Source organism: Pseudoalteromonas sp. JC28 (assembly GCF_013319255.1).
Lineage (GTDB): Bacteria > Pseudomonadota > Gammaproteobacteria > Enterobacterales > Alteromonadaceae > Pseudoalteromonas.
The window spans coordinates 332,864-358,056 of sequence record NZ_QOKX01000005.1 but is presented as its reverse complement, the minus strand read 5'-3'; the positions used below and the strand labels follow the sequence as shown (position 1 = coordinate 358,056).

General features: G+C 43.4%; 22 protein-coding genes and 1 other RNA gene. 7 read left to right on the top strand and 16 right to left on the bottom strand.

Features of this window, described 5'->3' with window-relative positions; translation table 11 throughout:
- Positions 1-142: 142 nt before the first annotated feature.
- Both DS891_RS13540 and DS891_RS13535 read left to right on the top strand, forming a co-directional pair.
- Positions 143-1,015, top strand: a complete 873-nt coding sequence (locus tag DS891_RS13540) for an abortive infection family protein (protein WP_174170049.1) — start codon at positions 143-145, stop codon at positions 1,013-1,015.
- Positions 1,016-1,036: 21 nt separating this feature from the next.
- Positions 1,037-1,945, top strand: a complete 909-nt coding sequence (locus DS891_RS13535; protein WP_174170048.1) for an ion channel — start codon at positions 1,037-1,039, stop codon at positions 1,943-1,945.
- 9 nt (positions 1,946-1,954) lie between these two features.
- On the opposite strand, the gene gmtX (DS891_RS13530) is transcribed toward DS891_RS13535, so the two are convergent.
- The 4 genes from gmtX (DS891_RS13530) to DS891_RS13520 all read right to left on the bottom strand — a co-directional run bounded on the left by gmtX (DS891_RS13530) (position 1,955) and on the right by DS891_RS13520 (position 4,079).
- Entirely contained in the window at positions 1,955-2,356 is a 402-nt protein-coding gene (gmtX, locus tag DS891_RS13530; protein ID WP_174170047.1) for a gamma-mobile-trio protein GmtX, read from the bottom strand.
- The gene (gmtX, locus tag DS891_RS24845; RefSeq protein WP_368032198.1) at positions 2,331-2,447 is read right to left on the bottom strand and encodes a gamma-mobile-trio protein GmtX; all 117 of its coding nucleotides are present in this window, start codon (positions 2,445-2,447) and stop codon (positions 2,331-2,333) included. Before gmtX (DS891_RS24845) ends, gmtX (DS891_RS13530) begins: the two co-directional genes overlap by 26 nt.
- Before the next feature lie 510 nt (positions 2,448-2,957).
- An RNA gene (ffs, locus tag DS891_RS13525) (signal recognition particle sRNA small type) lies at positions 2,958-3,054 on the bottom strand.
- Positions 3,055-3,200: 146 nt separating this feature from the next.
- On the bottom strand, positions 3,201-4,079 hold the full coding sequence (locus DS891_RS13520) for a DUF3014 domain-containing protein (protein ID WP_174170046.1): 879 nt from the start codon (positions 4,077-4,079) through the stop codon (positions 3,201-3,203).
- Between the two features lie 554 nt (positions 4,080-4,633).
- Between DS891_RS13520 and DS891_RS13515 the strand changes: the two genes are divergently transcribed.
- Genes DS891_RS13515 through DS891_RS13505 form a run of 3 tightly spaced genes read left to right on the top strand, consistent with a single transcriptional unit; the run spans position 4,634 to position 7,570 of the window.
- The gene (locus tag DS891_RS13515; RefSeq protein WP_010606791.1) at positions 4,634-5,773 is read left to right on the top strand and encodes a patatin-like phospholipase family protein; all 1,140 of its coding nucleotides are present in this window, start codon (positions 4,634-4,636) and stop codon (positions 5,771-5,773) included.
- A 30-nt stretch (positions 5,774-5,803) separates the two neighbouring features.
- The gene (locus DS891_RS13510) at positions 5,804-6,982 is read left to right on the top strand and encodes a beta-propeller fold lactonase family protein (protein WP_174170045.1); all 1,179 of its coding nucleotides are present in this window, start codon (positions 5,804-5,806) and stop codon (positions 6,980-6,982) included.
- A gap of 6 nt (positions 6,983-6,988) precedes the next feature.
- Entirely contained in the window at positions 6,989-7,570 is a 582-nt protein-coding gene (locus tag DS891_RS13505) for a GNAT family N-acetyltransferase (protein WP_174170044.1), read from the top strand.
- Between the two features lie 253 nt (positions 7,571-7,823).
- Here the strand turns inward: DS891_RS13505 and DS891_RS13500 are convergent, their stop codons facing one another.
- On the bottom strand, positions 7,824-9,035 hold the full coding sequence (locus tag DS891_RS13500) for an alpha/beta hydrolase (RefSeq protein WP_174170043.1): 1,212 nt from the start codon (positions 9,033-9,035) through the stop codon (positions 7,824-7,826).
- 115 nt (positions 9,036-9,150) lie between these two features.
- Between DS891_RS13500 and DS891_RS13495 the strand changes: the two genes are divergently transcribed.
- A complete protein-coding gene (locus tag DS891_RS13495) occupies positions 9,151-11,241 on the top strand; it encodes a winged helix-turn-helix domain-containing protein (protein WP_174170042.1) in 2,091 nt (696 codons plus the stop codon).
- A gap of 88 nt (positions 11,242-11,329) precedes the next feature.
- Here DS891_RS13495 and DS891_RS13490 read toward each other — a convergent pair whose 3' ends face one another.
- A complete protein-coding gene (locus DS891_RS13490; protein ID WP_174170041.1) occupies positions 11,330-13,300 on the bottom strand; it encodes a monovalent cation:proton antiporter-2 (CPA2) family protein in 1,971 nt (656 codons plus the stop codon).
- A 153-nt stretch (positions 13,301-13,453) separates the two neighbouring features.
- Here DS891_RS13490 and DS891_RS13485 point away from each other — a divergent pair, with 153 nt between their 5' ends.
- Positions 13,454-14,350: a GGDEF domain-containing protein gene (locus DS891_RS13485; RefSeq protein ID WP_010606785.1), complete on the top strand. Its 897-nt coding sequence runs from the start codon at positions 13,454-13,456 to the stop codon at positions 14,348-14,350.
- A 34-nt stretch (positions 14,351-14,384) separates the two neighbouring features.
- Here DS891_RS13485 and DS891_RS13480 read toward each other — a convergent pair whose 3' ends face one another.
- From DS891_RS13480 to DS891_RS13435, 10 genes are all read right to left on the bottom strand, one after another.
- Positions 14,385-14,732, bottom strand: a complete 348-nt coding sequence (locus tag DS891_RS13480; RefSeq protein WP_010606784.1) for a hypothetical protein — start codon at positions 14,730-14,732, stop codon at positions 14,385-14,387.
- Positions 14,725-16,032: a tRNA lysidine(34) synthetase TilS gene (gene tilS / locus DS891_RS13475; RefSeq protein ID WP_174170040.1), complete on the bottom strand. Its 1,308-nt coding sequence runs from the start codon at positions 16,030-16,032 to the stop codon at positions 14,725-14,727. Before tilS ends, DS891_RS13480 begins: the two co-directional genes overlap by 8 nt.
- An 85-nt stretch (positions 16,033-16,117) precedes the next feature.
- A complete protein-coding gene (gene accA, locus DS891_RS13470) occupies positions 16,118-17,074 on the bottom strand; it encodes an acetyl-CoA carboxylase carboxyl transferase subunit alpha (protein ID WP_010606782.1) in 957 nt (318 codons plus the stop codon).
- 16 nt (positions 17,075-17,090) lie between these two features.
- Entirely contained in the window at positions 17,091-20,582 is a 3,492-nt protein-coding gene (gene dnaE, locus DS891_RS13465; protein ID WP_174170039.1) for a DNA polymerase III subunit alpha, read from the bottom strand.
- Between the two features lie 2 nt (positions 20,583-20,584).
- The gene (rnhB, locus tag DS891_RS13460) at positions 20,585-21,178 is read right to left on the bottom strand and encodes a ribonuclease HII (RefSeq protein ID WP_010606780.1); all 594 of its coding nucleotides are present in this window, start codon (positions 21,176-21,178) and stop codon (positions 20,585-20,587) included.
- A complete protein-coding gene (gene lpxB / locus DS891_RS13455; protein ID WP_010606779.1) occupies positions 21,168-22,322 on the bottom strand; it encodes a lipid-A-disaccharide synthase in 1,155 nt (384 codons plus the stop codon). Before lpxB ends, rnhB begins: the two co-directional genes overlap by 11 nt.
- 72 nt (positions 22,323-22,394) lie before the next feature.
- A complete protein-coding gene (gene lpxA / locus DS891_RS13450) occupies positions 22,395-23,168 on the bottom strand; it encodes an acyl-ACP--UDP-N-acetylglucosamine O-acyltransferase (RefSeq protein ID WP_088530226.1) in 774 nt (257 codons plus the stop codon).
- Positions 23,168-23,620 carry a 3-hydroxyacyl-ACP dehydratase FabZ gene (gene fabZ / locus DS891_RS13445; protein WP_010371351.1) on the bottom strand — a complete coding sequence of 151 codons (453 nt, stop codon included), beginning with the start codon at positions 23,618-23,620 and terminating at the stop codon, positions 23,168-23,170. The genes lpxA and fabZ overlap by 1 nt, the downstream gene beginning before the upstream one ends.
- A gap of 10 nt (positions 23,621-23,630) precedes the next feature.
- Positions 23,631-24,674, bottom strand: coding sequence for a UDP-3-O-(3-hydroxymyristoyl)glucosamine N-acyltransferase (gene lpxD / locus DS891_RS13440; protein ID WP_174170038.1), 1,044 nt, complete (start codon positions 24,672-24,674; stop codon positions 23,631-23,633).
- Positions 24,674-25,192 (bottom strand): OmpH family outer membrane protein, encoded by a 519-nt coding sequence (locus DS891_RS13435; RefSeq protein ID WP_102057107.1) that lies wholly within the window; start codon positions 25,190-25,192, stop codon positions 24,674-24,676. The genes lpxD and DS891_RS13435 overlap by 1 nt, the downstream gene beginning before the upstream one ends.
- Position 25,193 lies beyond the last annotated feature (1 nt).

The window sequence follows — 25,193 nt, the reverse complement described above, 5'->3', positions numbered from 1 at the left end:
TGTTTTCATGTTTGGAGCCGTTCAAGTGAAGATGTGCCATACTCCAAGAAACTAACTGAATGCTCTCATTGCACTTCATCTGTCAAAATAGATTAACTTCTGGCAGCCTTAATTACATTACAAACTCAAGGCGTTATACCAAATGAACAAACAGATACCTGCCCCGCTTATCGCTGTATCAGTAGATGCTCTGTCAAACTTAGAAACTCACGCATCTATGGATTCTCTATTCATGTACTCCAACGCTCCTGGAGAACCGCCTGAAGGTAGTAAGTCGGTCAAAGCCCTTGAGTGGTTAAGAAGAGTCAATAACCAGTCCAATGAACCTTTAGATATTCTGGGTAAGCTCATAGAAAATTATATGGAAAACCCTGATTATCAATCAGAATACACCGAGGTAATGCTTCAAAAAGTTGAAAATAAAGCTTACAAGTATGTTCAAAATATTAGGAAATGTTTGTCTAAATATGGACTTGAATATCATCAAGGTGGTCTTATTTTAGATGGGGCTAGTGCTCCGATAAAGTCTTTATCTACCATCATCAGAAACCGAGACTTACCAGCTATCAATGCAGAATTCGACAGGGCTATAGAAAATTTAGTTCGTGACCCAAGAGAAGCAATATTGGCAGCTTGCAACATACTTGAAGCAGTCTGTAAGACTTTTATCGAAGATGCGGGCTTAGCTATGCCTGCTAAAAAAGACCTACAGGGAGTTTGGAAAGTCATAAAAGATGAACTTGGCTTTGATATTAGGCAGATTCAGGACGAGGACCTAATTCGAATCCTGAGTGGGTTATTTTCGACAGTTAGTGGTATCGGAGCCTTACGAACTCATGCAAGTGCCGCGCATGCTGAGGGAAGAACTCGCTACAATATAAAACCTCGTCATGCTCGACTAGCAGTACATGCAGCACATACCGCAGCCGTGTTCATTATAGAAAGCTGGGATGAGAAAAATTCAAAAAAAGCATTAAATCATACAAAAGTTAAAAATATCAAACCCACACTATAATTAGTATTTAAAGGTGTTTAATTGAAAAGTCCTATACGTTGGTTTAGCTACTATCTGATATGTGTACTTCTATTTGCGGTCGTTTACTGGCTGCTGTGGTTGCAAAAGCCAGATAGATTCATCATCAACCCCCAACTAAACGTGCATCCCTTTCAGAATATTGAAAGCTTCCTTTGGGAAGATAGACCACATTACCAAACTAGCTTCCAAGTTGATTTGTATACGTATAAAAGAAATTACGATATTTTCTATACAAAGTTACGAGAAGCTGAACTGCAAATCCTAGATATTGAACATCAACTGAAAATTTTGGAAGACAGCCTAGTTGCTCTAGATAACAAAAGAAACTCTGAAATTGATAACAACTTCAGACTCTATGATGAGAAGAAGCTTAAACCGTTTAGAAATACTGAAGAAGCTATCCAAGTTCAGTTGGATATTCTTGAGAAAAAGCTCCCGAAAGAAATAACTACAGAAGCTGATTTAGATATTTTAAAAGAACTAGGAAAGAAAAGAGTTGAACTCGCACAAGCAAAATCAAAGACGGCGAATCAAGCATACTTAAACTCCGAGAACCTCCTTCAAAATTTGGCAGGCTTTATGTCCAATGAAACTTGGGATGAATATAGAAAAGCATCTGATACCAAAAAGAAGCTTTTTCAGAAACGATATGACTACGAAAATATCATTAGTGAAACTCGTAGAAAAGCAATTGATGCATTAAGGGATGATATTCAATTGGTGAGAAGCAGGGTTAGCTTTGTCGACTTTGCGTTCTTCAGCATAGGGATCTCCACAACGACCACATTTGGTGATCTAGTAGCGAATGATTATTTAACCAAGCTTCTAGTGAGCATTCAGCTACTTACTTGTCTTGTAATTATTTCAATCTTTTTAGGTGCCGTAATTAAAATGTATAAATTGGGATGAAAGCTAAATTCAAAGTATCTTTTTAAGCCTATTCACATACCCACGCTTATAGATCTCGTTTACCTCAGCATCTTTGACTTGTCCAGTTGGCATAACTTCCCAGTCTTGTTTATTGAAAAACGCATCAGAAATTGCGGCTTTAATAGTTTCAACTTCCAGCGGTACCAGTTGTTTGTTTTCAAGTGTGGTGTTGGTTTTATCGCTTTTGGTTCTGTCTATAAATAAGTCAGAGTTGGCTTTTAATGTATTGAGCTGATCACGGTATTTATTACGTTCGGCAATCAGTGAGCCTACAACAGCTCTAATCACTGGATCGTCGATAGCATCGAGAATATGTTGGTCGTTGCTGTTCAATAACGGCTTTTGGCGCACTGAGAGTGGCTTTTTACACGTCGCGCCTGCTAGCCTCAATTAATTGCTGAAAATGCTTTCCTGTGCGATTACGGATGGTTTGCGTTGATGGACCGCCTTGTTCTTTTGACAACCGCCCGATCGTTGCCATGGAGAAGTCGAGAGGTGTTATTCTACTTTGTTGCTCAAGCTCTAAGTTCTACACAATTAAAGTATTGCCATGGCTTTTGCAAGGCTCTTTGCTGGCATTAACCATCAAGTTAGCTGATAGCCCATTAGCAGCGACATAGTATCGCTCATGTTTGATCTGTGATTAATGGCCGTGATTTTCTTTAAGTCATCTTTTAAGTCTGCAAATACTTCTACGTCATCGCAAATTAGGATCAGCTGCCTAAATTTAGGTTCTGTGTCTAAAAACTAAAAATGGTGATATATCTTGCGCGGAGCCAAGCACAATCACTTTGTCTTTGCGAGCGTGGCTAACACGGCAACTAAACCAACTTGTACGTATGAGTTTTAGAAGATTAGTAGAGAAAGTACCATTTGATCTAGTTAACTGAGATCTAGCATTTAGTTGGATTTATAAAGGAATTAGTATAGTTTTGGTAACTATGAATAAGACTTATACTTCAAACAGCAAATATGGAGGTTTGGGTGGCAGTCTTACCAGCCACATCCCGGCACACAAGTCATACGCTGTGGCTGCTTCGTTCCCGACCTGACCAGATTCACGTACTATTGTTGCGAGAGGACCAATAAGACTACCATTGAGGGCCTTGTTTGGCGCGGGAAGAATTATCTCGAAGATTGCAGGGGGATGCAAGGGAAAAGTCAAAAAGCTTGGCTAACTGAGTGATGTTTAAACAGTTTGCCAAGCTTTTGTGGATTTTATGAGGCTGTGTGCTTATTTGTTCAACGCAATTTTGATTTCTTCTAGACGCTTTTTCACTTTCTTCATGTTTTCAGGGCCCATTCTTAAAAACTGCTTTTGCGCCGGAGAAAGTTGCTCCCATTCTGCATAAGCATATTTATAGGTAACTGAGTCTTTTACCAAAGGCAGTGCGGTGTCTGGAATGGGTGTTGCCAACAACTCGTCGATTGCATCAGTTAACGTGCCGTTGAATGCATCTCCTTCGTAGCCTATTTCTTCGTATGCTTCTTCAAACAATGGTTTGTATTGGTCGTATAATCTAACCACTTGCGCGGTGCTCATGGTGTCGAACATGGCGACATAGGGTGTGTAACGCTCGTAGCTGTTAGGATCGGTAATAATAATGTCGTCATCAATTACGCTAAAGCCATCTTGCGGCTTCACCACTGGTGCGTGATTTTCTGCCACTTTACCCTTTGCTAGGTTATCTACATAAACCACCGTACGGCGGATCACATCATCGTCTGCCAGCAATTTTACCGCTTGATTAGAAAGATAGTTCGATACCGCTTCTTTAATTTCTGTATCACTTTGTGAAAGCGGTGGTAGTGTTACTTCAGGTTCAACCGGCTCTACTTGCTCTGGCTCGATTTGCTCTCGTTGCGGTGGCAAGGTTACTTCAGGCTCAACCACTTGTTCAGGTGGTGTTTCTCTTGCGGTATTGACCAGTGGCGTTTCTGTTTGTTCAGGCACAACAATATCTTGCTTTACCTTTTGGTTTTCCGTCGATGGAGTGTCTTTTTGTGCTAGCACAAACACAGCCACAATAATCAACGCTAGTACAACTATCGCGGCAAATAACAACTGGCTGTTAGAAGGTCTTTTATTACCTTCTTGATGGTTCTCTGACATGGGGACTCCCTCTTCGTCATTGTTGATACGCGTTAATGTAAAACTATCACCAAATACTTGACTAATAACTTAATGCGCGCTGAAACCCTAAAAAAATGCGTTGTGGTGCAAACTCCGGCTACACCTTGTTCAAACATTTGATCTTAATAAAAATACTTGAGCACCGAACTTAAGTTCAGTACATTGAAGTTAAGCTAAATCGCCACTTTATTAAATACAAAATCGCGCCAATTAGCGACTAAATTAAACCGCTAGTTTGTTAAAATTTGTTTGTGCCACCATAGCGCTTTAGTGCTTAAATTTCAAAATAATAGCCTAATATGTTGCGCGAGTATGTGCACTCAGACAACTTGGGTTTTAGCTAGGTTCAACTAGAATAAATAATACAACCTAAAAGCGGCTTAAGGGCAGAGTGGCACTTTACTACTAAAAATAACGCATTTACTGGAGTTATCAACTCTTTGCACCTAAAGCATTACAACATCAACAAAGATAAATAACGCATAAAAAGACCAAATTTAAATTAAGCAAATTTAACAGCAGGATGGCCTCTTTTGAGAAAGCATAGAACGAGTGATAAAAAAATTGCCTTACTACTGACTGGAGGTGGTGCAAGAGCCGCTTATCAAGTTGGGGTATTAAAGGCGCTTGCGCAAAGTATGCCTCGTACTTCTCCCCTCCCCTTTGAAATCATTACTGGTACCTCTGCCGGTGCAATTAACTCGGCGGGGATTGCCTGTTACGCATCTTGCTTTCACCTCGCGGTGAAAAAAGTGGAATATATTTGGAAGAACTTTAGCACCGACATGGTGTACAAAAGCTCGTTTACTGGTGCATACGGCCATTTATTTGCCAATATGATGCGCAGCTTTCAAGCGCAATACCTTAATCAGCCACCAGCCAGCTTGTTAAATAACTCGCCGCTTCGAAAGCTGCTGGCCAATGTACTTGATTTAAATCGCATCGATCACAATCTACACCGCCATTATCTTGATGCCATCGCGATTACGGTTTCGAGCTATTCTACTGGTAAATCTGTGGCGTTTTATCAGGCGAACAATGCTGAACCTTGGCAGCGCTCAAAGCGCGAAGGTGTTCCGGGCACGATTTCGCTCGACTTACTCATGGCAAGTTCGGCTATACCTATGGTGTTTCCAAGCGTGCGCGTTAAGCATCATTACTATGGTGATGGCTCTATCCACCAGCTTTCCCCGCTTAGCCCTGCCATTCATTTAGGTGCGGATAAAATCTTTGTGATTGGTGTTGAGCAGCCTAAACTGCCACAGCCGCTCGGCTATGAGCCGCATTTTCCGGGAATGTCAGTGGTCGCCGGTCACCTGCTAGACAGTGTGTTTAGCGATACCTTAAATTCAGACATCGAACGGCTCGACCGCGTCAACCGTACGGTAAGCTTGCTACCGGCCAGAGAAAAGCACAAAGAGCTTAGACGAGTAGATCATATGCTCATCAAGCCAACGGTTAATTTTAATGAAGTCGCAGATCATTATTACGAAGATATGCCGTTGGCAATCAAGCTGTTGCTCAGAACCATGGGGGTTAAAAAGCATTCTCCGTCGAGTTTAACGAGTTACTTGCTGTTTGAGCGTACTTATACACAAAAACTCATTGAGCTTGGATTTGAAGACGGCATGAGCCGCTTGGACGAAATGAGAGAGTTTTTGGAACTCAAGTAAGATATACAATAATAAAAATAGGTAGTAAAGATGTATAAACCTACTATAAGTGCACTTATGCTTATCACACTTGGGTCAATTTCATTTTGCGCACACAGCCAAACGTTCGACGTTGTTCAAACCATCCAAAATAACACCGCAGGGTTTAGCGGCTTAGATAATCCAAGGCAGCTGCGTTTTAATCACCAAGGTACGCAGGCCGTTGCAGTAAGTGGCGACGATAACGCAGTGGTTACATTTACGCTTGATGCAAATAAACAGCTAGTCCAAGATCAACTCTTTCAATCGAGCGACGCGCAACCGCTTTTACTTACTGGCGCATCCGATGCGGTATTCGTAAATAGCAATCTCATTCTTAACACTAGCTTTTACGATGGTGCATTAAATGTGTTTGCAAAAGATAAAACGGGTAAGTTTAACCTTGTGCAAACCTTTTCTGACGAAGTGTCTTACAAAGTGGTGTTTGATCCAACCAAGAATGCCTCAGCTCATGACACCTTTAGCTTGTTTGCACCTTGGAAAATTAGTTTAAGTGGCGACAAGCGCTATGCATTTATCCCTAGTTATAAAAGCAATACGGTCACTGCTTTTAGGATCACGCCTACAAACAGCGTGACGTGGCTAGGCCCTATTGATAGCGCTGAGCAAACTGATATGGGTGGGCCTGTGGATGTGCTAGTAAGTAAAGAGGCTAACGCGCTTATCGTTGCAGGTTATGAAGGCGATGTCATTACGCTATGGCAACAGACAAAAGGTACTTATACTGTTAAACAGCGCATCGTTAAAAACGACACTAACTTGCTCGCACTCAGTAAACCACAAGCCTTGGTTGCAAGCTCAGATTTCACTGTTTTTTATGTTGCAGCGGCGGGCAGTAACAGCATTTTAGCCTTTGAGCGTCAACAAAATGGTCAATATCAATTGCTCCAGACCATTGATGCAAACCAAGTTGGCAAGCCACTTAACGGTGTCTCCACCTTGTTACTTGCTCCTGATGGCAAAAGGTTGTTCGCAGCGTCTGAGAGTAGCTCTGGTATTGCAGAGTTTAGCGTTACCGCAACGGGCAAGCTCACACATATCGCAACTTTTGATGATTTGACCAATTCCTTAGCCAATATATCGGCCTTGGCTTTTGTGACTGACGCAAATCATTTAGCTGTATCTCTTGCAAAACAAGATACCATCAAAATACTCAAAATAAGGAAGTAGTAACGCATGTGGCCAACTGATAAACCACTGATAGGACACCATGTCACCCTTGAACCATTATCAGCAACACATATTAATGCGCTGCAACAGGCGGTAAAAGATGGTGAAGCTTGGAAGCTTTGGTATGCCAATGTACCCAATCCAGAGGATATGGAGCGCTATGTTAACACTGCGATAAGCCAAGGTTCTGAAGGCAACCTTGCCTATGCGGTAAGGCTAAATAGCAGCAACGAAATAGTGGGAACCACCCGCTATTACAATGCAGATATAGCTAATCGCCGTGCCATGCTTGGCTATACTTGGTACAGCGATAAAGTACGTCGAACAGCGGTTAACACGGAGTGTAAGCTTTTGCTGTTACAGCAACTTTTTGAAGATTTTGACGCCATTGCCGTTGAATTTAGAACCCACTTTTTTAATCATGCCTCTCGCAATGCGATTGAGCGGCTTGGCGCCAAACTCGATGGTATCTTGCGCAGCCACCAGATCGGTAGAAACAGCGAGCTAAGAGACACTGTTGTGTATTCGATTATCGCCTCAGAATGGCCCACCGTTAAGCAGCATTTATTGAGCAAGCTTGACAGGTAGTAAAAGCATAAAAGATCGCAGGGTGAACCTGCTCCTACTCCGTGTTGTAGGAGACACTTTACGCGGCGATCTGTAACAACAAAAACAGAACAGAGCACAACCTCGCAGGGTAAACCTGCTCCTACTTTGTGTTGTAGGAGACGCTTTACGCAGCGAGCAGTAACAACAAAAACAGAACAGCGCACAAGATCGCAGGGTGAACCTGCTCCTACTTTGTGTTGTAGGAGACGCTTTACGCGGCGATCTGTATAGCTTACTGCACGATTTTGCTTTTTGCTTGGGCTATCATGCTTTCAAAATAATCATATACTGACGGGTCGTCGACTTGCTGTGCTTTCGCAAGTTGCAAGGCGTGATTAAAGCTTTTCAACGCCTTGTTATACGCTTTATTCTCTAAATATCCATGGCCTAGGCTTGCATGCGCATAAGACGAGTCGGGATAACGCGTGACAAATGCATTTAAAGTCGCAAATGCAGCGTCTACACGTTTATGGCTGATTTGCGCGTCAGCAAGTGCTCTGTATATAGACTCTGGCACTAACACATCAAACTCATAGCGCTTAGAGAGCTTTAGATAATAATCTTCAATATCAGAGATATGCGCATATTTTCCTGCTTCTTCATTAAGCTCAAAATAAAAATCATCAAAAAGTTTTGTTAGTCCTTCATAGAGACTTGGGTAGAACGTAGTTTGATGCGTTTCCAATTCTTTGAGGCTAAATTGCCAATTTACTTCTTTTGATCGAAGTGCTTTCAGGTTTGACGCAACTCGCATACCGTTGGTGTAAAAGTCGCCTCCTTCCCCTGCGATACTAATATACAGATTGCGACGTAAATCATGTGCTGAGTTGCTAAGTGCTTTAAACTGCTGATCGAGCTCTTCCTCACCCCACCAACCTGGCGGGCTAATAAGCAGATAATTAGTAAATATCTCTGGCTTATTTAGAAAGGTGTGTAGTCCGTAGATCCCACCATTGGAATACCCTACTAACGTACGATTAGGTTTGAGTAAATATTGTGACTCAATGAAAGGAAATAACTCTTGAGTTAAGAAGGCTGTAAACTCGGTTGTCTTGCCAAATTGAGGAAACTTCTCTTTAATCCAGCGCTGTCTATCACTTTGAGCCTCACCGTTAATTGGCGGTAAGTAGTCTCTTGTTCTCACCGTGGTTTTCAACCCAACAACGATGGTAGCTGGTATTTTTCCAGTGCTAACCAAAGACTCCACAATGCCCACGGTTTGGGTAAAAAAGAATTCTGCATCGAGTAAGTACAACACTTGATATTGTTTCTTAGGGTCATAATCATTTGGCGTATAAACCATGACCTCCCTATTCTCACTTAATATCTTAGATGCAAAAGTTATTTTAGACCCAATCGTGATGGCTTGTTGTTCTAATGTTTGCCCATACACCTTGCTCAATGCTGCAAGTAGCATTAACAATAGCAAAATAATAAAACGCATGGCTTTCCTTTTTAGTTTATTTTTATCAGTGTGTTACATTAGAAAAAATCAGGGCGATAAAACAGCAAAGTTTGCTGATTTTTCGCTGATAATTCGCTGAAAAAAGAATTTTAAAATGGAATTAAAGCAGTTTTTGATTGCAGAGCACCTTGTAGATGTAAACCGCAATCATATTGTTATAGACCAACAAACTTATGCGCTCCCTCCTAAAGCAATAGCGGTGCTTTGTGAATTGGCAAAACAACCAAGAGAAGTGGTGAGCTTTGAGCAACTACTTAACACCGTTTGGCACGACAGAGTTGTTTCTCCCAATACATTGCAGCGCTGCATCTTCCAAATACGCCAAGTATTCAAATATGCTGATAGTGAGTTAGAGTTTATAAAAACGCACAGTAAAAAAGGCTATAGTTTAGAGGCATCCGTTACGTCGACAAGCGATAAGCCGAGCGCGCATAAAGCGACTCAAAAATCTCGCCCACGCGCTGCAAAATTTGGGGTGGTGGCACTAGTGGTAGTTATCACGGCTTACCTCTTTACTATTATAATTGCACCCGAAACCGCCCCCAGAGTACCTATTCAACCTACTTTTACTCCAATGACCACAAGTGACGCATGGGATGCAAATGCCAGCTACTCACCTGATGGCCAATGGATTGTTTTTCAGCGCTTTAGCGATAATTGCCATAATCAGCTTTGGGTAAAAAATCTAGTCTCGCACAAAACCTCTCGTTTAACCGCTCGCCAGGGCGTATACGGAAAACCAAGTTGGTCACAGGACGCAAAGCAACTAACTTTTACCGAACGGAGTCATTGCAAGGCTCAAGAGACGTCTCCCTTTTGCTGGTCTTTAAACACACTAAATGTCGATACTGCAATCAACTCACCACAAAATCCACATGCCATTATCGCTTGCCAAGAAAAGCCCATATGGCGTGCAAATTGGATGAAAAACGGCGAGATCAGTTACTTATCTCATTTACGCCCTAAGCAAGTAGTGCCCTACCTTTTTGATTTAAATACAAAAAAAAGCCGCACTACCGAGTATATGCCAAACTTTGAAAACTACACTCTTGACTATCTTGCAGATCAAAATGTTTTCGCAATGGTAAGTATTGATGAGCACAACTCTCATCACCTGAATATTTACAATCCCGATAAGACACCAACGATCACGGCAAAGATAGTACTACCGCACGAATTGTCACCATTACAGCCAATTGAAGTCAGTTATCATCCAAGCGGCGAGTATTTGCTCGCATCGACGACTAATGGACTTTATAAACTGCAAACCAACGGGAGAATGGTTGCACTTGATACTGGGGGCAGAAAGAATCTAAGAGAGGCTTCTTTTTCAGCTGATGGAAAACAGATTTTAGCGACACAGATAAATGCCGATACCGATATTTTTACCTTAAGTCTTGCTCAAATACGAAATCACCAAACCGCTGCGGCAGCAAAGATAGCCAGAACAACAATGAAGGAAGACAACCCTCAGTTTCAACCTCATGGTGATCATATTGCTTTTACATCTACACGTACTGGTTCAAGGCAATTATGGCTTTACAATGACCAAGGTGTTGCACAGCTTACCGATTCACAGCAAGACAATATCAGCAAACGAATTGTGTGGTCTCCTGCGGGTAATGAGATAGCGGGCACAACACAACAAGGACTCACTATTTGGTCTTTAAATGGTGAGAAAACCCTCATTGCTAATTCGCTTGCTATTGATTCTGTCCTGCAGTGGCTAACGCCGAAAACGTTGTTGGTCACAGCAAGGGAGAATGGAAACGCGGGGCTTTACATTCTTAATAAAGATACCAAAGAGGCCTCACTCATTGTTTCTGAAAATGTAGTTTGGGCCACGCAAGTAGATAGTGAGCATTTTCTGTATCAAGATATGAATCAGCGTTTTTGGCTTGTTAACACAAACACAGATCCTATACCGACTGAGATCAATGCGTTACGCGCTCAGTTAGCGCAGCCATTTGCCGTTTATAAAGATGGTATATTGTACGGCGTAAACAACGACAACCAGCTATGGTCTTATCATCTCAGTACTGGGATATATCAACGCCTTGCAGAGGTACCCAGTAACAGCCGTTACTTGGCAGATTTTAACGGTGAAACCTTTTTGTTTACTCAAATGCATTTGTTACAAAAGCATATCGTGTCATTTAATACACCTGATGATCAAGGCACATAGATAGAGCAAGAACGCAGGCCTACTCCGTGTTGTAGGAGACGCTTTACGCGGCGATCTGTTAAAAAAAGCATAAATTTAAGAAACGTTATTACGGTAGGCCATCGAGTAAAAACTGCTCCGCACGTTCAACGCGGCGGGGTTTCCCCTTTAACAGCAAAACATCATTAACGCGTAAAACGGTTTGCTCATCTGGTTGAGCAATTTCTTCGCCGTCACGCCTTAACGCAGTAATATCAACGCGCTTAACGTTGAGCTCAAGCTCAGCAATCGATTTGTTAACGGCAAATGCATGGTCAGGCAAAGCAATGGCATGCAGATATTCTAACCGCTCACCTGTGACTTCATGCAGATCACTGCTGTCTCCAGCAAAAAAACCATGTAAATACGGATAACGATTTTCTCGCTCTTTACTGACGCGACGAAAAATTCTGCGCATTGGCACACCAGACATGTACAACACATGAGAAACCAGCATCAAACTTGCTTCTAAAGTTTCTGGCACAACTTCTGCGACGCCCATGGCTTTTAATTGCTCCATGTAGCTGTCATCTTTCATGCGTACCAAGATCTTCACTTCGTGGGTACGCCGACGAATGGCGTCAACAACCACCTGCGTCTGTTCAAAGTCATCAAAGGTAATGATAACCAAGCGCGCTTTATCAATATTTGCTGACTTTAACAGCGTTTTTTGTGCCGCATGACCAAATAACACGGGCTCACCCGCAATTTGTGCGTCTTGTACAATTTGCGGGTTGCGCTCTACCGCAATATATGGAATAGCCTCTGGACGTAAAAATCGTGCGATAGTTTGACCAACACGCGCGTAGCCAAAAATCACAACATGATTTTTTAAATCAGCCGCGTTATAACCACTTGGCGCTTCGGGTTGCCAGTCTTTTTCTATTCCCAAGATATTGAGAATATGCGCGGTTTTACTAATAAGATAAGGCGTTAACGCCATAGACAACACGCCAAGCGTGATAAAGAAGGACACTTCATTCTTGTCTAATAATTGATGTTTACTGGCAAGAGCAACCAATACAAAGCCAAATTCCCCCATTTGCCAGATCAAAATACCAGCGCCCCAAGCGTCTTTTTTACGCTCTCCCATTAACTGCGCAACGCCAACGATGATCAACACTTTGATCACAAGCACAGCGCCAAGTGCTGCAACAATATAAATAAATTGGTCGAGCACATAAGGAATATCTAGTTGCATACCCACTGTGACAAAAAAGAGTCCCATTAGAATATCTCGAAACGGTCTAATTTCTGCCTCAAGCTGATGCCGATATTGGCTTTCCCCTAACATCATGCCCGCTAAAAATGCGCCGAGCGCCATTGAAAGTCCGAAGGCATAAGTGAGCGAACCCGCGCACAGGGCAACAACTAAAGTAGATAAAACAAAGAGCTCATCTGTTCTTACTAATGCGATTTCGTTAAATATTTTAGGTAGTAACCACTTACCTACTGCCCATAAAACCAGACACACAACCGCACCCTTAGCAAATGCAAAAAGTAGCGCTGACGCCAGCTCTGAATTACTCGCAGAGGAAATAAGCGGAAACGCGATGAGCAGCGGCACAACGGCAATATCTTGGAATAACAACATGCCAATACCGAGCTGACCATGACGTGTGTTGAGCATCCCCAGCTCCTTTAACAGCTTAACCACAACCGCCGTAGAAGAAAGTGCAATGAGGCTTGCAATCACAAATGCACCCACCCACTCATATTGCATAAAACGCAACACAAACATACCAATGATCGTGGTAACGATGACCTGCAAACTCCCTAAACCGAATACTACGTTTCGCATTGCCATTAATTTTGGCACGGAAAATTCAAGCCCTAAACTGAACAGTAAAAACACGATCCCAAGCTCGGCCATAAAGTGGATTTCTTGGCTGTCACTCATCCATCCAATGCCGTGACTGCCTGCAATGACTCCAGTGAGCAAATAAGCCAGAATAGGCGGCAAGCCAATCCGCTTAAAGGACCAGACTAAAATCACTGCACATAACAGCAAGGCAAAAACCTGCGCGAAGATACTTTGCAATCTGCCTCCTGAGCGAAAAAATTGACGGGGAATAAAGGTGGATTTCTTTTTCTTTCTCTTAAATATAGCAAGCGTTTGTTTTTAAGCCAGTTTAAATTTTTGGCACAAAGTTCGCATATTAATCATGTATTGTTGTATTTAAGGGGAAGAAATATGGAAAATGTCCATATTTTGACACAGAGATTGCCGACCAGAGGCGATTACTTGCCGTTCAATTCTGAACAGTATAGTACGCAAGGCGGTGAACACTACGCGCGATTAGTCGACAAACTTCAGACAACACTCAACATTGAAGAGCTGTTGACTATTTACGCGGAGCATGTGGCAAGAATTTCAAAAATTTCGGGGCTCCAGTTCCATTGTAGCCTTGGTGTCTTTCAGATGAAGGACAGCGATAGCCAATTTCTGGCTAGTACGTTTGATCTTGAGCTAGAAAAAGAGCACTTAGGACAGCTGGTGTATTTCAGTGAGTTTCCATTTAGTGAAGCGATCAAGGCAAAATTGTCAAAATTACACGCCTGTTTAATTTACCCAATGCGTAATGCCTTGATGTACAACCGTGTATTGCAATTAGCAACTAAGGACTCTCTAACAGGACTTTATAATCGCAGTCAATTTACTGACAATTTAGAAGAGAAACTCGAGCGTTGCCGTCGTCAACATCGTAATTTTAGCCTAATGCTTTTAGATTTAGACAACTTTAAGCAGGTGAATGATGTTCATGGTCATAAAGCCGGTGATGAAGTGTTGGTTGAGTTTTCACGTATTTTGCAAACCTCAACGCGCGCAACTGATTCGGTATTTAGATTCGGTGGTGATGAGTTCGCCATTTTAATTGACGATCCTGCGTTTACAACCAACAAGGTAATTGCAGAAAGAATTATGGAAGCCGTAAGAAAGTCGAGCATGTTGGCTAAATATACGGTGACCACGAGCATTGGCTTTACGCTGGCATCGAGCCATGATACTGCCGACAACATATTTGCTCGTTCGGATAGCGGCTTATACCGCGCCAAAGCAGCCGGACGAAACTGCGCTCGCGCAGTATAAAAAAACCACTTCCCCTTTTGCTCAGTGTTATGCGTTAACGCTGAGCACCTTTTCCTAAGTATAGGTAGGCCATCAGGGCAAGTGCCGCGCCGTTAAAAAATCCATTTATTACCCATGCAAGCGCAAGGAAATCGGGTAACTCTGAAAACATCACCGCAAGCATTGGCGCAAGTAAGCCAAGAATAAAATACATTCCACCCTTACCATGCCAATACAGAAGTAAAAACACGATACTGATAATGCCTGATGCGGAAGCAAATACTTGGTTTAGCCACACCACTTCACTCGACATAAAAAGTACAATAAACACCACCGCAGTGAACACCACCGCATAAGGTGCCTTTTGCGCTAACTGTTGGCCAATCTTTTTACTTTCAGTCATCTTTTACTACCCAAATAATGCCATTGTCTTCTGCGTGATCGGCACTCACAAACAGTCCGTTCACCGCAACCGGTGTATCATTGTAATAAACAACCGCAATAGAATCACGCTCCCAGCTTGGAATGTGTAAATCTTTTAGCCAATGTTTCAAGGTATTAGAGCCAGGTTTGCTCTGTGGTTTGATTTTATCTTTAAGTCTGCCGTAGCGAATGCTAACGATTTCGTCCGTGAAAGGTTTGCGGATCCCCTTGCCAGTTTGTAAAGCCACAGGTGTACTTTGCCCGCTGAGTTCGTTGAAGTTAACGGTCTCAATGTCATGCTTTTGGCTAGTTTTCGTTATCCAATAAAGTGCGTCACGATAGCGCCTCACTGCGCCTTGCTTAAAACGAATTTCAAGTTGACTGTCCTGGCGCGATAAAAACGCCTGTTGTACGATTTCATCTAGCTGTTTGTGACTCGGCATCTCTATGCCCTGCTTTGATAGCCACAGTCTGATAACATTATCTCTTCTTGCACAAGAGAGCCGTTGTAAAGCCGTGATATTTAGCGCCATCCGACAACGACACTTTTGCAAGTCTTCTTCACTCACCTCATCAATTATGGCTTGTTGGTGCTGTAGAATATCAATACTGCGCAGTGTGTTACCTACAAAACCATTGAATCGAGAGGTAAGTAGCGGGATCACCTGATTGCGTAAAAAGTTACGGTCAAACACATCGTCGGCGTTGGACTCATCAGTAATATGCTCAAGGCCAAACTGCTGTGCAAATGCTTCAATGTCACTGCGACTAACGGCAAGTAACGGACGAATACAATAGCGCCCAGATGGCAGCTGAGCAGTCGCTCTCATCGCTCCAAGCCCGAGTAATCCCGAGCCGCGCTTTAATCTCAGTAAGAAAGTTTCTACTTGGTCATCGGCATGTTGCCCAAGTACGATTGCAAAACCGGCTTTGGCCGCGTCATCTAAAGCTTGATAGCGAGCTTCGCGTGCTTGCGCTTCAAGGCTAGTACGGGTTTTCCGAGTAATAGCAACCTGTTTTGCAACAAAGGGAACATTGAGTGTTTCACAAAGCGATTTACAAAACTGCTGCCACTGCGTAGCGTGCTGTGACAAGCCATGATTAACATAAACCGCTTGGAGTATAACGTTATGCTTGTTTGCATATTCTCGACAAAGATGGAGCAACACAACCGAATCCACACCACCAGATAAAGCAATACACAACCCTTTGGCGTCAAGGCTGGAACTCAATACCTTTAAACTTGACTCTACTTGTTGGTAAACCCGACTATTAATCATGTTTTCTACAATCAATAAAAAAAGCCGCTCAATAGCGGCTTTTTAACTTAAATTAGCATTGATATCAATACGAGCAGAACCCGTATTAACAATAACCAAATGACATCAGACGCTTATAACGCTGATCTAACATCTCTTCAGTGCTTAGCGCTTCAAGATCAGCCAAGTCACGTTTAAGCTGCACTTTCAGGTTTTTCGCCATCGCATCGTAATTGCGGTGTGCGCCACCTAGCGGCTCTTCGATGATGTTATTGATAAGGTCTAACTCTTTTACGCGAGAAGCTGATACACCCATTGCTTCTGCTGCAAGTGAAGCTTTGTCTGCACTCTTCCAAAGAATAGAAGCACACCCTTCAGGTGAAATTACCGAATACGTGCTGTATTGCAGCATGTTTACTCTGTCACCTACCCCAATAGCCAATGCGCCACCAGAGCCGCCTTCACCGATCACAGTACAAATGGTTGGCACTTTGAGCGCTGCCATCACCTTAAGGTTACGTGCAATCGCTTCACTTTGACCGCGCTCTTCAGCACCTACACCCGGGTAAGCTCCCGGAGTGTCGATAAAGGTAATGATTGGCATCTTAAAGCGTTCAGCCATTTCCATTAAGCGTAATGCTTTACGGTAACCTTCTGGCTTTGGCATACCAAAATTACGTTTGATTTTTTCAGCCGTATCACGACCTTTTTGCTGACCGATAATCATTACTGGCTTGTCGTCAAGACGTGCAACACCACCAAGAATAGCCGGATCGTTAGCAAAAGTACGGTCGCCTGCGAACTCGTCAAACTCGGTAAAAATGCGTTCAATATAATCGCGAGTATATGGACGAAGCGGATGACGCGCTAATTGAGACACTTGCCAAGTACCTAAACCATCGAAAATTTTCTTGGTTAGCTCAACATTTTTGTCTTTTAAGCGGCTTATCTCTTCTTCAAGGCTAAGATCTAAATCGCCAGAGCGGCTTACGTTTTGTAATTCTTTGATTTTTGCTTCCAATTCAGCGATTGGAAGTTCAAATTCAAGATAATTGAGGCTCATGCTCTAAACTACCTGTTTAGTTAAATTCTAATTCTAATTCCTGCGCCGCCAACAGTGATAAACGAGTTAAAAGCTCATCACTTGGCGTCACACACCATTGTGTTCCTAATGTTAACTCTGCTAATGCATCAGGACGCTGATATTTAATTTTTACCGGACACGTTCCAAATTTGTATGGTTCTAGCACTTTTTTGAAATTATCAAAGAAGTTCGCGTCAATTTGAGCCATATTTAGCGTCATTTTTATTGCACTAATACGCTTTTCTCGCGCCTGAGCAATGGTAGAGATTTCTCTTGCGGTCATTGTAATGCCACCAGAGAAGTTATCAAAGCTGACCTGTCCAGATATTACCAAGATTTGGTTAATTTGCAGCATTTCTTGGTACATTTCAAACTGTTCAGGAAATAAGCGTACATCAATTCGGGCACTTTTGTCATCTAAAGTGATAAGCCCCCAACGCGCTCCTTTTTTGTTTATCAAGGTACGAGCATTGATAACCAGTCCCGCCGCGGTTGCTACCGTATCACGATTACCGGGTTGTAAGTCAACTAACTTGCCAGAGGTATAATATTTTAATTCTTTACGATATTGGTTAATTGGGTGGCCTGTTAGATAAAGGCCTAAGGTTTCTTTTTCCCCATTTAACCATTCTTTATCGCTGAGCGGCGTGGCTTTGATAAAGGCTTGCTCAACCTCCTCAGGCTCAACTGCTAGCAAACCAAATAAGTCGCTCTGTCCAAGTGATTCGGCTTTGTGATGCTGCTCTGCCGACTTCATGGCATCTTTTAAGCTTGCCAGTAAAGTCGCGCGCCCAGGCTGATCTCTGTCAGGACCAAGCTTATCAAGCGCTCCTGCGTAAATGAGCTTTTCAATCACGCGTTTATTTAGACGCTTTAAATCAACTCGCGCACAGAAGTCGAATAAATCTTTAAATTCTCTCCCTTGGGCTCGCGCTTCAAGGATCGCTTCAACGGGGCCTTCACCTACGCCTTTTATCGCACCTAAACCATAGACGATCTCACCTTGAAGATTTACAGCAAATTTGTAGACACCGGCATTCACGTCTGGTGGTAGCAGCGTCAACTTCATGTTTTCGCATTCATCTACCAAGGTTACGATTTTGTCGGTGTTATCCATATCCGCTGACATTACTGCCGCCATAAACTCGGCAGGGAAATGGGTCTTCATCCATAGCGTTTGGTACGACACTAACGCGTAGGCTGCGGAGTGTGATTTGTTAAAGCCGTAACCCGCGAACTTTTCTACCAAGTCGAAGATTTTCATGGCAAGTTCGCCTTCGACGCCATTATCTTTGGCACCATCTTCGAACGTTGCACGTTGCTTCGCCATTTCTTCAGGCTTTTTCTTACCCATCGCACGACGAAGTAAGTCAGCGCCACCTAGACTATAACCGGCAAGCACCTGCGCTATCTGCATTACCTGTTCTTGATATAGGATGATCCCGTAGGTTGGCTCCAGTATGGGTTGTAGACTTTCATGCTGGTATTGTGCGTCTGGATACGATACTTCTTCACGACCATGCTTACGGTCGATAAAGTTATCTACCATGCCTGATTGCAAAGGACCCGGACGGAATAGCGCAACCAGTGCGATCATGTCTTCGAAACAGTCTGGCTTCAAGCGACGGATCAAGTCTTTCATACCACGAGATTCCAGCTGGAATACCGCAGTTGTTTGTGCGTCTAATAACACTTTAAAACTTGCAGGGTCATCCAATGGGATCGCAGCGATATCAATCGGCTCACGACTTTCTCTACCAAGGCGTTCGTTCGCCATGTCGAGCGCCCATTGCAAAATGGTTAGCGTTCTTAGACCGAGGAAGTCAAACTTAACCAGACCTGCAGTTTCTACGTCATTCTTATCAAACTGGGTAACTGGGAATTTACCTTCTTCATCGCAATACAGCGCTGCAAAGTCGGTAATGGTGGTAGGCGAGATAACAACACCACCGGCGTGTTTACCTGCGTTACGCGTACAGCCTTCAAGAATACGACATTTATCAATCAGTTCACGAACTTCTTCATCGCTATCGTAAGCTTCAGGCAGGCGAGGTTCAACATCAAACGCTTTGGCAAGTGTCATCCCAGGGTCGCCAGGTACAAGCTTAGAGATCCTATCTACGAAGCCATAAGGGTGACCAAGCACACGACCAACGTCTCGAATTACCGCTTTTGCCGCCATCGTACCAAAGGTGATGATCTGAGATACGGCGTCTCGACCGTACAGTTTAGCAACGTGATCAATTACCTCGTCTCGTCTATCCATACAGAAGTCGACGTCAAAGTCTGGCATCGAAACCCGCTCGGGGTTAAGGAATCGTTCGAATAGAAGATCGAATTCAAGTGGGTCAAGATCTGTGATCTTAAGCGCATATGCCACCAAAGAGCCGGCACCGGAACCACGACCAGGACCTACAGGGATGCCGTTATCCTTACTCCACTGAATGAACTCCATTACGATTAAGAAGTAACCAGGGAATCCCATTTGGTTGATAACATCGAGTTCAACCTGCAGACGGTCGTCATATTCACCACGCTTTTCTTTGCGATCATTTTCATCAGGAAATAAGAACTGCAACCGTTCTTCTAGGCCATCTCGCGACACTTTTACCAAGAAATCTTCAATCGCCAGATCGCCCGTTGGATAATCTGGTAGGAAGTAGGTGCCAAGCTGTACCGTCACGTTACAGCGTTTGGCGATTTCTACGGTGTTTTCTAAAGCTTCTGGAATGTCACTAAAGAGCGCTTGCATTTGCTCAGAAGTCTTTAAATATTGCTCTTTAGAAAAGCGTTTTGGTCGATTTTTGTCTTCTAATGTATAGCCGTCGTGAATAGCAACACGAATTTCGTGGGCATCAAAGTCTTTTTCGTGTAAAAACACCACTTCATTCGTCGCAACGACGGGTATATTACGCGCAGCCGCGACCTCCACAGCACCATGGAGATATTCTTCTTCTTGTGCACGTGCTGTGCGTTGCAGCTCAATATAAAAATGATCGCTAAAATGTTGCTCGTAAAACGCCAGCGTTTCTTCAATTAGCTTAGGATTGCCTTTTAAGATAGCTTTACCTAAATCGCCATCTTTCGCGCCGGAGATAAGGATCAGCCCTTCTTTGTATTTGGCGAGCCATTCTTTATCAATAACAGGACGATGGAATACATGACCACGAAGATAGGCATCGGAGATCAACAAGGTGAGGTTTTTATACCCTTGATTGTTCTTGGCGAGAACGAGAATTCGGCTTGGTTCATCAGGAAACTGATCTGACTTGAGCCAGAAATCCGCACCAATTATTGGCTTTATCCCTGCCCCGTGTGCGCCACCATAAAAACGCACCAAACCACATAAGTTCATTTGATCGGTGATGGCAAGCGCAGGCATTGCAAGCTCTTCGGCTCTAGCCACAATTGGTTTGGTCTTTGCTAGACCATCCACCATTGAGAAGTCACTGTGTACACGCAAATGGACAAATTGCGGGGCTGGCATGTTTACTCCTTCTCGGCCAAAATTCGTTGCACAGGCTTAAAGCTTGTACGGTGATGCGGAGTAACACCATGTGCTTCGAGTGCGGCAAAATGGGCTTTGGTTGGATAACCTTTGTGGCCTGCAAAACCAAACTCTGGATATTCCGCATCGAGTGCTAACATCTCATTGTCTCGGGTGACTTTCGCCAATATGGATGCTGCACTTATCTCGGCAACTAGGCTATCCCCTTTTACAACTGCGGTTGCCGCAACACTTAGCTTAGGTAAACGATTTCCATCAACAAATACATGATTTGGTTGAATTTCCAACCCTTCAACTGCGCGTGTCATCGCCAACATCGTTGCGTGAAGAATATTCAGGTCGTCAATTTCTGCAACTGATGCTCTCGCAATGCAGTAACATAATGCCTTTTCTTTTATTTCTTCTGCCAATGCAATGCGCTTTTTCTCTGACAGTTTTTTTGAGTCGGTTAACCCTACTATTGGTTTGGTTGGGTCTAAAATAACGGCAGCGGTCACAACGTCACCCACCAACGGGCCACGTCCTACCTCGTCAACGCCTGCAATATACTGCACATCAGGACGTTCAATTTGCATCTATTAACTCCATTACAGCCTGAGCGGCTTGTTTGCTGGCATTTAGGCGAATGTTCTCATGTATCTCGTAAAACTTTCTAACAAGCTTACTATTATTGCCCTTTAACATCGGGAAAAGTGCATCAGCGAGTGCGTCAGGATTACATTCTGCCTGTAAAAATTCAGGCACAAGTGGTGCGTCAGCCAATAAATTCGGCAAAGCAAAGTATTTGATGTTAAAGGTAAAAAAGGTATTAAAAATCCAATAACTCTTAGGATTTAGCTTATACCCTACCACCATTGGCTTTTTATATAGCATCGCCTCAAGTGTGGCTGTACCCGAGGCCAGTAAAACGCTATCCGCAGCTTGCATTGCCAGTGCTGACTGGCCGTCAAGCATAATCGGGTTCAATTCCGGCGCAACTTCCTTCAAGGCTTCCAAAAACTGCGCTCTGCGCTTTTCGTTTACCAAAGGCACGACGATTTTTAAGTCGGGAATTTTATCGACTAGTTTTTTTGCAGTGGCAAGGTAAGTGCGACTCAATAAGCCAACTTCAGAGCCCCGGCTACCAGGAAGCAGTGCTAAAACCGTATCATCTTGACTTAAGCTCAGCTGTGCACGCGCACCTGCGGTATCCGGCTCAAGTGGAATTTCATCCGCCAGCGTGTGACCCACAAATGTACAAGGCACTTCATGTTTATCATAAAAGGCTTTTTCGAATGGCAGCAAAGACAGCACTAGGTTAGTCGCTTCAGCAATTTTATGGATGCGCTTTTGACGCCACGCCCACACACTTGGGCTTACATACTGAATGGTTTTAACCCCAGCCGCTTTCAACGGTTTTTCAACACGCAAATTAAAATCCGGCGCATCGATACCGATGAATACATCGGGTGGATTATCAATAAAGTAATTCACCAATTGCTTTTTAATTTTTAGCAAGCGAGGTAAGCGACCAAGCACTTCGACTAGTCCCATAACAGCCAGTTCATCCATGTCAAACAGGCTTTTACAACCAGCTTGTTGCATTTTAGGACCACCGATCCCGACAAAATTGGCATTGGGGTAATGAAGTTTTAGCGCGTTTATGAGGCCTGCTCCGAGTATATCGCCCGATAACTCTCCTGCGACCACGCCAATGGTGATATTTTTTTCGTTAGCCATTGTTATTTTTCAGTATAAAAAAACGCCATACAAAATGTATGGCGTAAGTATAACCTGTATTGCGGTTCAAGTTTAGCGGATCAAACCACGATTAGAAGTCGCAATAAAATCAATCATTTGTTGAACTGCTGCGAACTCAGAAGCCTCTTCTTTTAGCGCTTCTAACGCATCTTCTAAACGCAACCCCTTACGGAACAACGTTTTGTATGCGCGTCTTGTTGCCATGATTTCATCAGACTCAAAGCCGCGACGCTTTAAGCCTTCAGTATTAATTGCAACGGGTCTCGCTGGCGTGCCAGTCGTTGTAACAAATGGCGGCACGTCTTGGTTCACACCCGAGTACATACCAATAAAGGCATGTGAACCCACTTTACAAAATTGATGTACACCAGAATTACCCGCAAGGATAACCCAGTCACCAATATGTACATGTCCGGCTACACTTGCATTGTTAGCGAAAATCACATTGCTGCCAATAACCGCATCGTGTGCCACATGGGTGTATGCCATAAATAAATTGTTGCTACCAATTCGAGTGATCCCTTCGTCTTGAATTGTGCCACGATGGATGGTCGCACACTCACGAATAACGTTGTTATCACCAATAATTAGCTTGGTTGGTTCATCCTTGTACTTTTTATCTTGGCAGGCTTCCCCTACTGACGCGAATTGGAAAATGTGATTGCCTGAACCAATTTCAGATGGGCCTTTGATCACAACATGTGATTCAATCTTACAGTTATCGCCAATGACCACGTCATTGCCAATATAACTATAAGGGCCTACAGAAACATTCTCGCCTAGACGCGCGCCTGATTCGATAATTGCGGTAGGATGAATAGCCATTAAAACTCTCTTCTAGCACACATAATTTCAGCTGAACACACAGTTTTGCCCTCTACTTTAGCTTCAGCACTGAATTTCCAGATATTACGGCGTTCTTTTTCGAACTTAACGTGCAAATGCATCGTGTCACCCGGTAGAACAGGTTGTTTGAAACGTGCATTGTCAATCGCTGCAAATAAGTATAGTTCATTCTCGCTGCGATTCTCGACCGTTTTAAAACCAAGTAAACCAGTTGCCTGTGCCATCGCTTCTAGGATCAACACACCTGGGAAAATAGGTTGCTCTGGGAAGTGACCCGTGAAAATAGGCTCATTAATCGTCACGTTTTTAATCGCGTGAAGATATTCGCCAGGCTTAAAGTCTACCACTTTGTCAACAAGCAACATTGGGTAGCGGTGCGGAAGAAGTTTTAAAATCTCTTGGATATCAAAGCTGTTTAATTCGTTAGCCAAAATAGCTTCCTTATTCTACATCAGTATCTTTAAGCTGTGCTGTCAGCAGCTCAAGTGCCTTCAGGCGCGACTTAAAGTCAGATAAATTGCGTAAGTGTGCAATAGACTTACGCCACTCTTTATTCGTTTGGTGAGGTAAACCAGAAGAATAGATCCCTGGCTCAGTAATTCCTTTAGTAACCATGCTCATACCAGTAATGACAACCCCATCACAAATTTCGTTGTGACCATTGATTGCTGTCATGCCGCCAATTTGGCAGTACTTGCCGATCTTAACACTGCCCGCTAATACCGTGCAGCCTGCGATGGCTGTACCGTAACCAACTTCGACGTTATGGGCAATTTGGATCTGGTTATCTAAAATGACGTTGCTATGAATAATGGTGTCTTCTAGCGCACCTCTATCAATAGAGGTACTCGCGCCAACTTCGACACGGTCGCCAATAATTACGGTGCCAACTTGAGGGATTTTAACCCACTCGCCTTTCTCGTTGGCGTAGCCAAAACCATCACTTCCTATTACGGCACCAGACTGGAATAGACATTGCTCGCCTATCTGTACTTCATGATAGATAGTCACGTTTGCCCAGAGTTTAGTCTTTGCGCCTATTTTGGCATGTTTTCCAATGAAACAGCCTGGCCCTATCTCAACATCATCACCAATCACAGCGCCATCTTCAATTACAGCATTCGCACCCACACTGACATTTTCGCCAAGCGTCGCGGTATCAGAGATAACTGCTGTACGATGAACTCCTGATGCTGCGCTAGGTGTTGAGTCTAGCTTCTGTGCAAGTTTTGCATAGGCTACATAGGGATCTGCGATAATGAGTTTATTACCCGCAAAATAATCCGCGTCTTTTTCACTCAAGATCACGGCCCCCGCAGTCGTGCTTTCAAGCTGACCACGGTATTTGCTGTTGGCTAAAAACGCGATTTGCTCGTCTTTTGCCTGTGCGAGAGTGGCGATATTTCGAATTGATTTATCGCCATCACCTTGCAGCTGAGCACCTAGAAACTCAGCAAGTTGAGATAAGGTGTGAAGTTTTGTCATTACTTATTGCTAACCGCTTTTACCACTTCTTCAGAAAGGTCAGCTACTTTATCAGGATTGAAGTAAATTGTCGTATCTTTTACTTTAACTTCATCAAACTTACCTTTTTTAGCAACAGACTCAATCGCATCTACGATTAGCTTTTGTACTTTAGCAAGCTCTTGGTTTTGACGAACTTTAATTTCTTGCTCTAGTGGACGACCTTTTTCAGCAAGTGTCTTTTGCATTCCTTGGATTTTTTCACGAAGCGCTTCTTTTTGCTCTTCACTCATAGTCGTCGCTTCGCGCTTAAATTTTTCAGCTTCGAAACGAATGTCACCTTGAATTTTTTCAAGCTCTTGACGACGCTCAGCAAACTCAGCTTGTAGCGTTTGTTCAATTTTCGCCATTTGTGGAATTTGCTTATACACTTCCTGCATGTCTACGATGCCGACTTTGTGTGCAAGCGCGCTACCTGAAGCACCCATCATTAGTGCTGCTGTCATGGCTAGTGTTGATGATTTAATAAATTTTTTCACA